This is a genomic window from Hoeflea sp., from assembly GCF_039975035.1.
GTDB lineage: Bacteria > Pseudomonadota > Alphaproteobacteria > Rhizobiales > Rhizobiaceae > Hoeflea.
In genome coordinates, this window is sequence record NZ_JBDWHW010000186.1 from 1 (window position 1) to 13,945 (window position 13,945).

Consider the following 13,945-nt stretch of genomic DNA (forward strand, 5'->3'; position numbering starts at 1 on the left):
CTTGGCGGCCTTCAGCTGCGGCTCGATCGTGCCAGGGTCGATGCCTGAAATCAGATCGATGATGTCGTATTTCTCGCGGGTTGCGAGCTCGACGCCCTGAACCCACTGGCTCGGCTGACCTTGATTTTCCCATTCGCGAACTTCAAGTCCAACTTCCGCGCCGGCAACTTTCATCCGGTCGATGATGCCCTTGAGGAACGGATTGCCGCTGCTGTTGGGGATCGACAGCATCTTCTTGCCTGCGGCACAGGACTTGGCGTCGAATGGGTCGCCAGGCGCGACGAATTCCGGTTTCGCCTTGTACTTGGCAATATTTTCCGTGGCACGGGCCAATCCCTCAGACGCCGCATCGGCGAGTGAAGACCCGGTCATGCACATGGTGGCGGCGATGGCTGTCAGTGATGCAATTAGGACGCGCTTTGTCATTTTTGAACTCCCTGTCCTGTCTTGTGCAACCCCCGCCCCTCAGCAGGAAACGCACGTGATGAATACGCATGCATTGTTCACCTAACTCTCTGATCGAGTCAATCGCCCATACTGCGAAAACTTGAAATCACTGCGGGTTGAGCCGGACGCAATTAAGCGGTGAACATTTGCTCCCGCGGATCAAAACGGTTGAATCCCTTCCCGGTGAGAGCTATCGATCAATAAGCGACTTCCACTGACAGTGCAGTTGAAGCGGCGAGATGGAAGAGGTATTGATGACACGAAGCTCCAACCGCTCTACCTCATTCGATGTCGCCGCTCTGGCAGGCGTTTCTCAGTCTGCCGTCTCCCGCGCCTTCACGCCCGGTTCGAGCATAGCCGAGGAGACTCGCAAGAAGGTCTACGAAGCCGCACGCAAGCTCAATTACGTGCCGAATTCAATTGCCAGCAGCCTGACAACCAAGCGCACAAACATCGTCGCTCTGATCGTCGGAACCATGGCTAATCCATTCTATGCACACGTTTTGCACGCTTTCAGCAAGAAACTGCAGGAGCAAGGCCGGCAGGTTTTGATCTTCACAGTGGACCTTGGCGCCGACAGTGACGAAGCCATTCTGCATGTGTTGAAATACCAGGTCGACGGCGTGATCCTGACGGCCGCGCAATTGTCCACCCGGATGACCAGCATGTGCCATGACCGCGGCATCCCGATCGTTCTGTTCAATCGCTATATCCCTGGCAGTGACGCCTCGGGGGTGCGCTGTGACAATGCCGGAGGCGGGCGACTGCTGGCCGAGGCATTTCTGGCAGCGGGTGCGAAAACCTTTGCAATGATCACCGGCGACCCCAAGGGCACGACAAGCAAAGACCGCGTGCGCGGCTTTGTCGAGCGCCTGAAGGAAGCAGGCATCAAGCGGGATGATATTGTCGAAGTCGAAGGACACTCCTCCTATGAAGGCGCATTCAATGCCGCCTTGAGTCTTTTCCGCGACAAGACCCGATCGCGTCCCGATGCGCTGTTCGGCATCAACGATATCATGGCCATGGGCGCGATTGATGCGCTTCGCTACCGGCTTGGTTTGCGGGTCCCCGAAGATCTGATGGTTGCCGGCTTTGACGACATTCCCGAGGGACGCCGGGCACCCTATCAACTAACCACGGTGCGTCAGCCGATCAACCAGATGATTGATGCAACGCTGTCGATCCTCCACCTTGAGGATCCCTCTCACGGGATTGAACGCGGCATTGACCGCCCGATCAGGGGGCGACTGATCTGGCGCAACACCATTCCTGTGCCGCCCGAATATCGTTGAGCAAACAAAGGCCTAATCACAATTCATCCGCGTGACACAAGGCGCTGCCCGGTTGGCGGCCCCCAACTGCGTGTTCACCGCGTGAGACGAAAAAGGGGCTCGAAAGCCCCTTCTTGTTATCCGGATGCCTGTCCGTTGGGCGGCGTGTAGCCAAAGTCGAAGGCCGGCGGTTCGCCGCGCTTTTCCTTGGCCGAGGCACGAAGCGTGTCAGTTGCCGCCTCATCTGGATGGTTGTCCGCCGTCAGGACGACGCCGTAGGAATCTTTTGCCTGATCCCTGGAGACCAGCCCGTAGCGCACATCGCGCGCCACGACAGAGCTGTCGCGGTCGAGAGGATCACCCCAGCCACCCGAGCCGGCCGTCATGAAGACAACGCGGTCGCCTGGCTCGACCTTGAGATTGTCGATCTTGGAGGGAATACGCGTCGGCTCGTCTTCGCCGGCCTTGATCACCCATTTGCTGGATGTGCCGCCATGCAGGCCACCATTGATGCCCCATGGCGGAACCACCTCACGGTCATCATGGATCGATACCTTGCCGGCTGCGAGCATGCGATAGACCTTCTCGATGCCGGCACCACCACGATGAAGGCCCGGTCCGCCCGAATCCTGGATCGGCAGATAACGCTCGACCAGAACCGGATAGTAGTTCTCGATATATTCGATCGGGGTTGCCGAAAACAATGGCCACCAGGCGTGCCCGTCGAAACCATCGCCCTTGGGACGCCCGGGCACACCGCCGAACAGGAGCTCCATCAACTGGAAGTACTTGTCGTCCTTGTCCGTGCCCGAGAAGATGAAGTGCGGGCTGGTGCCGTAACCGGCGGCCATCGAGAGCTGCGGCACGAACTTGCCGAGCGCGCCGGCCTGGCAATCGAAGAACCGGGTGTGCGTGTTCAGCCTGTTCGACAGAGCCGCAGGGAACCGCGGATTGAGCAGGCTTCCCTCGGGCAGCACAATCTCGAAGAGATCGTAGAAGCCTTCGTTGAACAGTACCGACGGATCAAACGACATGATCATGTAGACGCCGAAGAACAGCTTGCAGAGGCCTTCATGGATGTGGAAGTTGATCGGCCCTTCCGCCTGGTCATCGGTGCCGGTCCAGTCGAACACGGCGATGTCATCTCGCCTGGAGATGGTCAGCGTCATCTTGAACGGACCATTGCCCAGCCCGTCATCGTCGACATAGTCGGTGAAGCTGACGGGCTCTTCCGGAATGTATTTCCGGATCACCTGACGCATGGCTTCGCGGGTACGGGCCAGCAACATGTCGCAGGCCGTCATGTAGGTCTCGCGGCCGAAACGGTCGCAGAGTTCACGCACCCGGGTCGAGGCTGTCCGGCAACCGGCAATCAGCGCCATCAGGTCGGCCCGGTTCATGTCAGGCGTGCGCGAGTTGTTGAGCATGATGTCGAGAACGCCCTGATTGAGCACGCCCTTGTCATAGATCTTCACCGGCGGCACCCGCAGGCCTTCTTCCCAGATTGTGCGGGCATTGGCAGGCATCGAGCCCGGCACCGAGCCTCCAACGTCAACCATGTGGCCGAAGATCGAGGAGAAGCCGACCAGCACGTCTTCATGGAAGATCGGCAGCATCACGCACCAGTCGTTGTTGTGCGAGATCGAGCCCTTCGATGCATAGGGGTCATTCCAGACGAAGATATCGCCTTCATTCACATCGCCGCCGAATTTCTCGACGACCGAGGGAATGTAGGATCCGAACTGGCCAACAACCATCTGGCCACGTTCATTGCAGATCATCGGGAATTCGTCATGCTGCTCGCGGATGACCGGCGACAGCGAGATGCGGACGACGACGCCGTCCATCTCGAATCGGGCATTCTTGAGCGCGTTCTCGATGATGTCGAGAGTGATTGGATCGACTTTGGTTGCCATCTTGATCACTTTCCCTTCGAAATTGGCCAGATGAGAACGTTCCCGTGCTCATCGATCTCGGCGTAGTGGGCGGGCAGCAGCACGGTGGTGGTGTCGTATTGCCGGATAATTGCCGGGCCTTCGACACGGGAACCAACACCGAGCTTGCCCCGGTCATAATGCGGCGTGTCATGCCAGGCGCCATCAAAATAGGCCGGGTGGCGCTCCATGATGGCGGCAGCGGTGTCGCTGCCTGAAGCTGTAGGTGCAGCTTCATTGACCGGCTCCGTTGCGCCCCGCGCGACGACGCGCAAAGCGACCAGTTCAACCGGAACCGTGAAGCGGACGCCGTAAAGCCGTTCATGCAGTGCGTGGTAATCGGCCAGTATCGGTTCCAGGCCGCCTTTCTGGCGGACAAGATCCTCACTCACATCGACCGAAACCTCAAAGCCCTGCTGCTCGTAGCGCAGATCAAGCGTATAGTGGATCGATGCATCGGCCGCCGCCACTTCCTGCTCCTTGAGCCAGGCCTTGGCCTTGCTTTCGAGCTCGCCAAAACGCGTCCACACGGCATTCGGGTCAAGCCCGACGGTGGAACGAATGTAAGTCTGCACGAACTCGTTCTTGAAGTCGGCTTCGAGGAACCCGAGAGCCGAGAGCACGCCGGGGTTTGGTGGCACCATCACCGGATAGCAACCAAGCAGTTCCGCGATGGCGTTTGCATGCAGAGGGCCTGCACCGCCAAAGGCGACTATGCCGAATTCACGCGGATCAAGTCCGCGCTGAACGGTGATCACCCGCAACGCACCGAGCATGACTTCATTGGCGATATCGATGATGCCCTTGGCCGCATCTTCAGGCGACAGCCCAAGCGTCTCGCCGATTCCGGCGACGGCCTTTCGCGCGCCTTCGACATCCAGCGACATGTCACCGCCCAGAAGCACGGGAGGCAGATAGCCGAGCACGACATTAGCGTCGCTCACGGCTGGTTCCGTGCCGCCGCGTCCATAGGACACCGGGCCGGGATTGGCACCTGCACTGCGCGGGCCGACCCGAAGCGAGCCGGTCAATTCGGAGACATCAGCGATGGAGCCGCCGCCGGCGCCGACACTGCGGACATCCAGCGTTGGCACCTTGGCCGGGAACATGCCGACCTCGGTCGACCGCGAGATTGTCGCCTCGCCGTCAATGATCACCGACACGTCTGTCGACGTTCCGCCCATATCAAAGGCCAGCAGCTTGGAAATGCCGGACCGCCGCGACAGCATCACTGTGCTGGTCACGCCGCCGGCGGGGCCTGAAAGCACCGTATGGACGGGACGCTCGGAAGCCGCAGCAGCGCTCATCAATCCGCCATCGGAGCGAACAATATGCAGTCGCGCGCTGACACCTTCCTGCTTGAGCCGGTCTTCGATCCGCGACAGGTAGCGCTTCATGATCGGCCGGACATAATCATTCATCACCGTGGTGATGGCGCGGTCGTACTCGCGAAACTCCGGGAGAATGTCGGAGGACAGCGAGACCGGAATGTCCGGATAGCGCTCCGCCACGATGGCACCAAGGGCGCGCTCATGTTCGGCGTTTGCATAGGAGTGCATCAGCGAAATGGTGAGCGCTTCGATGCCGGAGCTGCACAGATCATCGATCATGGCAGTGGCCTTCTCGATATCGAGTTCGCGGACGACCTCGCCGCGCGCATTCATCCGCTCCGGAATGCCACGCGTGTCGGCAAGTGAGGCCAGCGGATCGGGCTTTTCCATGTTGATCCAGCCAAACAGTGGACCCGGTGTCCAGGCCTTGGCCAGATGCAGCGTGTATTCGAACCCTTCCGTGACCAGCAGCCCGACGCGCGCGCCCTTGCCTTCCAGCACGGCGTTGGTCGCAACGGTTGTTCCGTGCAGGATCAACTCGATGTCCGACGGCGAGATGCCGGCCTTTTCGCAGATCAGCTTCACGCCGGCAGCGACACCGATAGACTGGTCTTCCGGTGTGGAAGGCGTTTTGGCCTCATAGGTACGCTGCGTCTTCTCATCGTGCAGCAGAAGATCGGTGAACGTGCCACCAACGTCGACGCCTAGTCTCATAACAATTCCTCTATGCGCATTGTGATCCCCATCTCGCAAGCTTATCCAAAATGATATTGCATGCGTATTCATTTCAACATAGATTGCCTTTCCGTCCATCCGCAACAGGAAAATGCGCTGGGCCTCGACATTTTTCTCCGCCGATCCGGGTCGTCCGCATCATCGCCACCATGCCTCGGGACTGAAAACCGCCAATGACCGCAAAAACCCTTTATGAAAAAGTCTGGCAGAGTCACGTCGTCAAGGAATATGACGACGGAACATCACTGCTCTACATTGACCGCCACCTGGTGCAGGAAGTTTCCAGCCCGCAGGCTTTTGCCGGCCTGATCGAGCAAAACAGACCACTAGCGCGGCCATCTGCGCATATTTCGGTGGCCGATCACGCCGTTCCGACCCGCGACCGGCATCTGCCGCTGGCCGAAGGCTTGGCCTCACGCCAGGTCGCGCGCCTTATCGAAAACTGCGCCCGCTTCGGCATCGATTACATCGAAATGACCGATGACCGGCATGGCATTGTCCACGTCATCGGCCCTGAACTGGGCTTTACCCTGCCCGGCGCCACCCTGGTCTGCGGCGACAGTCACACCTCCACCCATGGTGCATTCGGTGCAATCGCATTCGGCATTGGCGCGAGTGAGTGTGAATGCGCATTCGCAACCCAGACGCTTCGGCAAGAGAAGCAGAAGACAATGCGCGTCACACTCAATGGCTCGCTGCAGCCCGGTGTTGCGGTCAAGGACATCATCCTGGCACTGATCGCCGAAATCGGAACCAATGGCGGCGTCGGCTACGCCATCGAATATGCAGGTCCGTCGATCGCGACGCTGTCGATGGAAGCGCGCATGACGCTGTGCAACATGTCGATCGAGGCAGGCAGCCGTGTCGGCATGGTAGCGCCAGACGAGACGACATTCTCCTATCTTAAGGGACGGCCGCTTGCACCTGCGGGCGAGGCCTGGGAGGCAGCACTTGCGCATTGGCGTTCCCTGCCAAGCGAACCCGACGCTGTCTTCGACCACGAAGCCCAGCTTGATGTTGCCGCCTTGACCCCGCACGTGTCATGGGGAACCAATCCGGGTGAAACCAGTCCGGTCTCCGAGCGTGTCCCGGACCCGGCAAACCAGTCCGATCCGGTCAGGCGCGCCAAGATGGAACGCAGTCTGGCCTATATGGACCTCACACCAGGCATGCCGCTTGAAGACATCGGCGTCGATCAGGTCTTCATCGGTTCCTGCACCAATGGCCGGCTCGAGGACATGCGCATTGCCGCATCCGTTATCAAAGGCCGTCGCGTGGCACCAACGGTGACAGCCATCGCAGTACCCGGCTCGGCCAGCGTGAGAAAGCAGGCGGAAAGCGAGGGACTTGACCGCATCTTCATGGATGCAGGCTTCGAATGGCGTGCATCGGGCTGCTCCATGTGCGTGGCGATGAATGACGACCGGCTCAAGCCCGGCGAGCGCTGCGCCTCCACCTCCAATCGCAATTTCGAAGGCCGTCAGGGCCAGGGCGGTCGCACGCATTTGATGAGCCCCGCCATGGCAGCCGCAGCGGCGATTACCGGTCACCTGATTGATGTGCGCAAACTGGGATCAACCACCTGATGCAGAAATTCACGAAAATCACCAGCCCGGCTGCGCCTCTGCGCGAATCCGATGTTGACACAGATGTCATTTTTCCGGCCCGTTTCCTGTTGCTTCTGGACAAGGCAGGTCTTGGAAAGCACCTGTTTCACGAGCGGCGCAACGCCCGCGATGGCGCCAAAACCGACTTCGTGCTCAACACGCCTCCATTCGACAAGGCACAAATCCTTGTCGCCGGGTCGAACTTCGGTTCGGGGTCCAGCCGCGAGCAGGCGGTCTGGGCACTGACCGATTTTGGCATTCGCTGCGTGATAGCTCCAAGCTTCGGCGAGATCTTCTATTCCAATTGCTTCAAAAACGGCGCCTTGCCGCTGGTCATCCAGGGCGAAGCCCATGAACGGGCGATGCTGGCGGCGGAAACCGGCATGCCGTTAACGGTCAATCTCGAAGCCCAGACGGTGGAACTGACTGATGGCGAGGTCATCGGATTTGAGATCGATCCCTACCGGCGGCGCACCCTGATGCTTGGCCTTGATGAAATCGGCAGCATCCTCGCCGACGATGCCAAAGAAATTGCCGCCTTCGAGGCAACCCTTCGCACCAGCCAGCCATGGCTGTTTCTCGACGATGGGCGGCTTGATCATCTGTTTGCCGATACGCGAACCAAGTGACCGGACAACATGATTCCCCCCGGGCGGATCCCAAGCGCGCCCTTCCAATTGACAGGACCCAACGATGAGCAGACCGAGCCTGAAGACAGCCCTTGAAGCCGGACAATTTGTTCTGGCGCCCGGTATCCATGACATGATCACCGCTGCGGTCAGCAACAAGGTCGGATTCGATTTCGTTTATGCCTCAGGCTACTGGATGACGGCCTCGGCGCTGGGCCTGCCTGATGCGGGAATTGCCAGTTACACCCAGATGGTGGATCGCGTCGCCACGCTCTGCCGCACCTCGAATGCAGGCGTGATTGCGGATGCTGATACCGGCTATGGCGGCCTGCTCAACGTGCACCACACTGTGCGGGGCTATGAAGAGGCCGGCGTTGTGGCTATCCAGATCGAGGATCAGGAATTTCCGAAGAAATGCGGCCACACACCATTCAAACGCGTGGTGCCTATCATGGACATGGTCGAGAAGGTCAAGGTCGCAGTGGAAGCCCGGCGCAATCCGGAAACCCTGATCATCGCGCGCACGGATGCCCGCCAGACAGACGGCTTCGAAGGCGCGTTGAAACGAGGGATAGCCTATGGCGATGCGGGTGCCGATGTGGTCTTCATCGAAGCGCTGGAAAGCGAAGACGAGATGCGCGAAGCTTGCCGCCGCGTCTCCAAGCCGATGATGGCCAACATGGCCGACGGTGGACACACGCCGATCCGCTCCAAGGCGGAGTTGCAGGACATTGGCTACAACATGGCGATCTTCCCCGCCGCCACCGGACTTGCCGCGGCAGCCGCAGCGGAAGCTGTGCTCAATCTATTAAAGAACGAGGGAACCTCGCTGTCTCCTGAAGTGCCTTTGTTCAATTTCAGCGAATTCAACTCGTTGATCGGCTTTGATGAAGTCTGGGAATTCGAACGACGCTGGGCGCGTGAGACCAAGGAGCCTGCGCAATGAGTATTGTCGCTTGCATCGGTGCGGGAACTGTCGGTCGGGCCTGGGCTGTCGTCTTTGTCCGCGCTGGCCATACGGTCAGGCTTTACGATTCGCTTGAGGGTGAGGCCGCGGGAAGAGCGCTAACTGGCGCCAGGCAAACGCTGGAACTGTTTGCCGACAACGGCTTGCTGGACGAGCCGGTGGAGACCGTGATCGCCCGGATCATTCCGGCATTGTCGATCGCCGAAGCGGTCGGCGACGCAGATTACGTCCAGGAAAGCGTGCGCGAAGATGTCGATGTAAAGCGGCAGGTCTTCGCTGAAATTGCCATCCATGCGCGGCCGGATGCCATTCTGGCTTCTTCCACATCCGCTATTCCGGGATCGGATTTTCTCGGTCACATCACCAACCTCGAACGGGCGCTGGTGGTTCACCCGGTCAACCCGCCCTCCTTGATCCCGTTGGTGGAGCTTTGTGGCACTAACTGGACCAGCCCTGACGTGCTGGAACAGGCTCGATCGCTCATGACCGAGGCCGGCATGCGGCCGATTGTACTGAAGAAAGAGATCGACGGTTTCATCCTCAACCGCCTCCAGTTTACGCTGGTTGCCGAAGCCCTGCATCTTGTCGGTGAGGGCTATTGCACGCCGGAAGACATCGATGCGGTTCTGACGGACGGGCTGGCGCTCCGCTGGGCCTCCATTGGACCGTTCGAAGTTGCCCACCTCAACGCACCGGATGGATTACAGGGATTTGTCGACCGGCTCGGACCGATGATGCGCCAACTGGGGCAGTCGGCGCGGACTGATTATGACTGGACGCCGGAACAGATCACTTACGCACGCAAGCGGCTTGAAAGCCGCATTCCCGCCGACAGCGTGGCTGAGCGGCAGGCCTGGCGCGACAACCGTATTCTGGCGCTGCGGCGCATGAAGCGCGACGTCGCCGATCCGCTGGATTGATTTTACCTTTGACATGGCGCCGGCGCAGCGCTCACACCACTTTTGAATGGAGACCTGACGATGAAATACCTCAAGCAAGGCAAAGAGGCCGAAGCGATCGCCACCGAGGACAGCAAGGTTCGTGCATCCGTCGAAACTGCGCTTGCCGACATCGCATCCCGCGGCCAGGAAGCGGTGCGGGAGATGTCAATCAGGTTCGACGGGCTGGACCGCGATGACTATCGCCTGACCGACAAAGAGATCAGTGAATGCCTGAGCGAGCTTTCGCAGCAAAACATCGATGACATCAAATTCGCCCAAGCGCAGGTGCAGAATTTCGCCGAGCACCAGCGCGCCGCCCTTCTCGACATTGAAGTTGAAACGCTGCCGGGCGTCGTACTCGGACACAAGAACATTCCAATGAACTCGGTCGGCTGTTATGTACCGGGCGGCAAATACCCGCTGCTGGCATCCGCACATATGTCTGTTGTAACAGCCAAGGTCGCCGGTGTGCCGCGGATCATCACCTGCGCACCGCCCTTCAAGGGCAAGCCGTCGCCGGCAATCGTCGCAGCCCAGCATCTCGCCGGCGCTGACGAGATCTATTGCCTTGGCGGCATTCAGGCGATCGGCGCCATGGCTCTCGGCACCCAGCAGGTTGCGCCGGTGGACATGCTGGTCGGGCCCGGCAACGCGTTTGTCGCAGAAGCCAAGCGTCAGCTTTATGGACGTGTCGGCATCGACCTCTTTGCCGGTCCGACGGAAACACTGGTCATCGCCGACGAGACCGTGGACGGTGAAATCTGCGCCACCGATCTTCTCGGCCAGGCCGAACACGGTCCGAACTCGCCCGCGATCCTTCTGACCACGTCGGAAAAACTAGCCCGCGATACAATGGCGGAAGTCGAACGCCTGCTTACCATCCTCCCGACTGCTGAGATCGCCCGTCAGGCTTGGAATGATTATGGCGCAGTCATTGTCTGTGAGGATGATGCCGAAATGGTAAAGGTCGCCGACGACATCGCGTCGGAACATGTGCAGGTTATGACACGGGATCCGGACTATTTTCTCGACAACATGACCAATTACGGCGCTCTGTTCCTTGGCCCTAGAACCAATGTCGCCTTCGGTGACAAGGTCATTGGCACCAATCATACACTGCCGACAAAAAAGACCGCCCGCTACACCGGTGGCCTATGGGTCGGAAAATTCCTCAAGACGGTGACCTATCAGCGCGTGCTGACAGACGAAGCCTCGGCGTTGATCGGCGAATACTGCTCGCGGCTCTGCATGCTTGAGGGTTTTACCGGCCACGCTGAACAGGCCAATGTCCGGGTCCGTCGCTACGGTGGCAAGAACATCCCCTACGGCACAGCTGCGGAGTAACCGATGACAGATCTGAGCAACTTGTTCCGGCTTGATGGAAAGCGAGCTCTGGTCACCGGGGCCGGGCGTGGAATAGGTCTGCTCGCCGCCCGTGCACTGGCGGCATATGGCGCGCACGTTACTCTCGTCTCCCGCAGTGAAGCGGACATTACCGCCGCCGCACAAGCAATCATTGCAGATGGCGGCCTTGCCGAGGCCATCATGCTGGACGTCACCGATACCGAAGCTGTGCGAGCCAAAATTGCGGAGGCGTGGACCTTCGACATTCTCGTCAACAATGCCGGCACCAATCGTCCTGGCCCGTTTGTGGATGTCGAGCCGGAGGCCTTTGACCTCGTAACCGAACTCAACGTCAAGGCTGCGTTTTTCGTTGCGCAGGCGGTCACCAAGCGTCTCATCGCTGATGGCCGCCGCGGCTCGATCATCAACATGTCGTCGCAGATGGGCCATGTCGGAGCGAAAGACCGAACCATCTACTGCACCACCAAATTTGCCATTGAAGGGATGACCAAAGCCCTGGCTGTGGAACTGGCACCGCATGGCATCCGGGTCAATTCAATCGGCCCCACATTCATTGAAACGCCGATGACCGCGCCTTACTTCGAGAACGAGGAGTTCAGGGCTTCTGTGCTTTTAAAGATCAAGCTTGGACGGTTGGGGACGGTGGAAGATCTGGCAGGGGCCTTGATCCTGCTTGCCAGCGACGCCTCAGGCCTGATGACCGGATCTTCTCTACTCGTCGATGGCGGTTGGACGGCAGAATGATGTCAAAATCGCGGCTCCCTATGCATCGATTCCAACCGGATAGGACCTGATTGCAATCGACAAAACAAGTAGACAAATAGATCAACTCTGAGCAGATGCGCTTGCCTCCCAACCCTAACGCTTATCGAGGAGTTTTTGGCAGAATAGTATATTCCGATTTCCAGATTTAGCCTAGTAATACGTACAGAATACGCAGAAAACCGCACCGCAAATAGATTCGTAGACTTTTTCTGCGTTTTCAAACAATACAAGCATAAACCTAGTTGAAAAAGGAAGAATAACCCATGGCAGACCCTCGCCTGAAACAGGCCATCGAGGCCAAGGAATTCATTCTCGCCCCTGGCGTCTTCGATCTCATCTCGGCGATCATTGCCGACCGCGCCGGCTTCAAGGCGCTTTACGTGACAGGTTACGGCACCGTCGCCTCCTACCTCGGGCTGCCGGATGCCGGCATCGCAACCTATCGCGACATGATCGAGCGCATCGGCCAGATTGTGAAGATGACCAAGACCCCGATCATCGCCGACGCAGACACCGGCTATGGCGGCCTCCTCAACGTCCGCCATACCATTCGCGGCTACGAGGATGCTGGAGTCACTGCGATCCAGATTGAAGATCAGGAGTATCCGAAGAAGTGTGGCCACACCCCCAATCGGCGGGTCATCCCGCTCGAGGACATGGTGCGCAAGATCCGAGTCGCCAGCGACAGCCGTTCGAGCCGCGACTTCCTGATCATTGCCCGCACGGATTCTCGCACAGGGCTGGGTCTCGACGAAGCCATCCGCCGCGGCGAAGCCTATCGCGAAGCCGGCGCTGATGTCGTGTTCATCGAATCCCCGGAATCGGAAGCGGAAATGCAAGCAGTCGCCGAGCGCATCGATGCGCCACTGTTTGCCAATATGGTCAATGGCGGACGCACGCCGCTTTTGTCCGCCGACCGCCTGAAAGAACTTGGTTACGCCATTGCCATCCATCCTGCTCTGGGTTTCCTCAGCGTTGGCCAGGCGCTCGACAAGGCCTACACCGATCTTGCCGTCAATGGGATCACATCCCCCGACATCGCCCTCTATTCCTTTGCGGAATTCAACAAACTGCTTGGTTTCGAGGATGTCTGGGAATTCGAGAAACGCTACGCCGAAATCTAAGGAAGACAACATGACCCAGAATCTGGATGACAATTACAAGATCGCCTATGACAACAAGGCCGGTTTCGGGAAGTCCCCGGCCCTCGTGCTGGTCGATTTCGCCCAGGGCTATTTCGACCCGGACTGTGTGCTCTATGCGGGAGTCGATGATGCGCTGGCTTCAGCGTTGCGCGTTCGCGAGGTCGCCCATGAAATGCGAATACCGGTCATCCTGACCGAAGTCTCCTATCAGAAGGGCGGCCTCAACGGCGGCCGCTTCTTTGAGAAAGCCAAGCCGCTTTCGTGCTTTGTGAAAGGCGAAAAGACGGCCGCGTTTGCAAAAGGCCTTGTTCCGCACGCTGATGAAATGATCATCACCAAGCAGTATCCATCCGCGTTTTTTGGGACATCGCTTGCCTCGACATTGACAGCCATGGGCGTGGACAATGTCGTGCTGACCGGCCTCACCACCAGCGGCTGCGTGCGGGCATCATGCGTCGATTCCATGTCTCATGGCTTCATCACCAGCGTTGTAGCCGACGCCTGCGGTGACCGGCATCCCGCGCCGCACCAAGCCAATCTGTTCGACATGAACGCAAAATATGCCGACGTCGTCTCCGAAGCGGAAATCATCGCGTTCTTCCGCTCCCTCAGGCCGGGCAAGACCGATGCGTGACCCCTGAAACCATCGCCACATTGAGCGATGATCAGCATTGATGCATCTGTGGACGCCCCATAGAATGCAAGACAAATTTTGATTTTATGGAGTGTAGTTGAGCTGTCATCTGTCCGGCCTCTTTGTTGGCTTTTGAGATGCCAGGGCCAATATGGGAGTTCGTGGACCAGATCC

Annotated in this window: 12 protein-coding genes; 9 read left to right on the forward strand and 3 right to left on the reverse strand. The window is 58.9% G+C overall.

Annotation, left to right across the window (positions count from 1 at the left end; translation table 11 throughout):
* A partial coding sequence (locus tag ABJN75_RS16590) for a hypothetical protein (protein WP_348440686.1) occupies positions 1–426 on the reverse strand: 426 nt, incomplete at its 3' end.
* Between the two features lie 275 nt (positions 427–701).
* Here ABJN75_RS16590 and ABJN75_RS16595 point away from each other — a divergent pair.
* Positions 702–1,739 carry a LacI family DNA-binding transcriptional regulator gene (locus ABJN75_RS16595; RefSeq protein WP_348440687.1) on the forward strand — a complete coding sequence of 346 codons (1,038 nt, stop codon included), beginning with the start codon at positions 702–704 and terminating at the stop codon, positions 1,737–1,739.
* 116 nt (positions 1,740–1,855) lie between these two features.
* On the opposite strand, the gene ABJN75_RS16600 is transcribed toward ABJN75_RS16595, so the two are convergent.
* A complete protein-coding gene (locus ABJN75_RS16600) occupies positions 1,856–3,634 on the reverse strand; it encodes a hydantoinase B/oxoprolinase family protein (RefSeq protein ID WP_348440688.1) in 1,779 nt (592 codons plus the stop codon).
* A 5-nt stretch (positions 3,635–3,639) separates the two neighbouring features.
* Entirely contained in the window at positions 3,640–5,697 is a 2,058-nt protein-coding gene (locus ABJN75_RS16605) for a hydantoinase/oxoprolinase family protein (RefSeq protein ID WP_348440689.1), read from the reverse strand.
* Between the two features lie 194 nt (positions 5,698–5,891).
* Between ABJN75_RS16605 and leuC the strand changes: the two genes are divergently transcribed.
* The 8 genes from leuC (at position 5,892) to ABJN75_RS16645 (ending at position 13,771) form a co-directional block, all read left to right on the forward strand.
* A complete protein-coding gene (gene leuC / locus ABJN75_RS16610; protein WP_348440690.1) occupies positions 5,892–7,304 on the forward strand; it encodes a 3-isopropylmalate dehydratase large subunit in 1,413 nt (470 codons plus the stop codon).
* Positions 7,304–7,954 carry a 3-isopropylmalate dehydratase small subunit gene (gene leuD / locus ABJN75_RS16615; protein WP_348440691.1) on the forward strand — a complete coding sequence of 217 codons (651 nt, stop codon included), beginning with the start codon at positions 7,304–7,306 and terminating at the stop codon, positions 7,952–7,954. Before leuC ends, leuD begins: the two co-directional genes overlap by 1 nt.
* Before the next feature lie 64 nt (positions 7,955–8,018).
* Positions 8,019–8,900, forward strand: a complete 882-nt coding sequence (locus ABJN75_RS16620; RefSeq protein ID WP_348440692.1) for an isocitrate lyase/PEP mutase family protein — start codon at positions 8,019–8,021, stop codon at positions 8,898–8,900.
* Positions 8,897–9,841, forward strand: coding sequence for a 3-hydroxyacyl-CoA dehydrogenase (locus ABJN75_RS16625; protein WP_348440693.1), 945 nt, complete (start codon positions 8,897–8,899; stop codon positions 9,839–9,841). The genes ABJN75_RS16620 and ABJN75_RS16625 overlap by 4 nt, the downstream gene beginning before the upstream one ends.
* A gap of 60 nt (positions 9,842–9,901) precedes the next feature.
* Entirely contained in the window at positions 9,902–11,206 is a 1,305-nt protein-coding gene (gene hisD, locus ABJN75_RS16630) for a histidinol dehydrogenase (RefSeq protein ID WP_348440694.1), read from the forward strand.
* A 3-nt stretch (positions 11,207–11,209) separates the two neighbouring features.
* On the forward strand, positions 11,210–11,971 hold the full coding sequence (locus ABJN75_RS16635; RefSeq protein ID WP_348440695.1) for an SDR family NAD(P)-dependent oxidoreductase: 762 nt from the start codon (positions 11,210–11,212) through the stop codon (positions 11,969–11,971).
* A gap of 284 nt (positions 11,972–12,255) precedes the next feature.
* Positions 12,256–13,116, forward strand: coding sequence for an isocitrate lyase/PEP mutase family protein (locus ABJN75_RS16640; protein ID WP_348440696.1), 861 nt, complete (start codon positions 12,256–12,258; stop codon positions 13,114–13,116).
* Positions 13,117–13,126: 10 nt separating this feature from the next.
* Complete coding sequence (locus ABJN75_RS16645) at positions 13,127–13,771, forward strand: isochorismatase family protein (RefSeq protein ID WP_348440697.1); 645 nt, start codon at positions 13,127–13,129, stop codon at positions 13,769–13,771.
* Positions 13,772–13,945 lie beyond the last annotated feature (174 nt).

Bases quoted from the DNA above. Each gene is read 5' to 3' on its own strand.
- leuC (WP_348440690.1), top strand. From the start codon at position 5,892: ATGACCGCAAAAACCCTTTATGAAAAAGTCTGGCAGAGTCACGTCGTC.
- hisD (WP_348440694.1), top strand. From the start codon at position 9,902: ATGAAATACCTCAAGCAAGGCAAAGAGGCCGAAGCGATCGCCACCGAG.
- leuD (WP_348440691.1), top strand. From the start codon at position 7,304: ATGCAGAAATTCACGAAAATCACCAGCCCGGCTGCGCCTCTGCGCGAA.
- ABJN75_RS16625 (WP_348440693.1), top strand. From the start codon at position 8,897: ATGAGTATTGTCGCTTGCATCGGTGCGGGAACTGTCGGTCGGGCCTGG.
- ABJN75_RS16595 (WP_348440687.1), top strand. From the start codon at position 702: ATGACACGAAGCTCCAACCGCTCTACCTCATTCGATGTCGCCGCTCTG.
- ABJN75_RS16600 (WP_348440688.1), bottom strand. From the start codon at position 3,634: ATGGCAACCAAAGTCGATCCAATCACTCTCGACATCATCGAGAACGCG.
- ABJN75_RS16640 (WP_348440696.1), top strand. From the start codon at position 12,256: ATGGCAGACCCTCGCCTGAAACAGGCCATCGAGGCCAAGGAATTCATT.
- ABJN75_RS16620 (WP_348440692.1), top strand. From the start codon at position 8,019: ATGAGCAGACCGAGCCTGAAGACAGCCCTTGAAGCCGGACAATTTGTT.
- ABJN75_RS16645 (WP_348440697.1), top strand. From the start codon at position 13,127: ATGACCCAGAATCTGGATGACAATTACAAGATCGCCTATGACAACAAG.
- ABJN75_RS16605 (WP_348440689.1), bottom strand. From the start codon at position 5,697: ATGAGACTAGGCGTCGACGTTGGTGGCACGTTCACCGATCTTCTGCTG.
- ABJN75_RS16635 (WP_348440695.1), top strand. From the start codon at position 11,210: ATGACAGATCTGAGCAACTTGTTCCGGCTTGATGGAAAGCGAGCTCTG.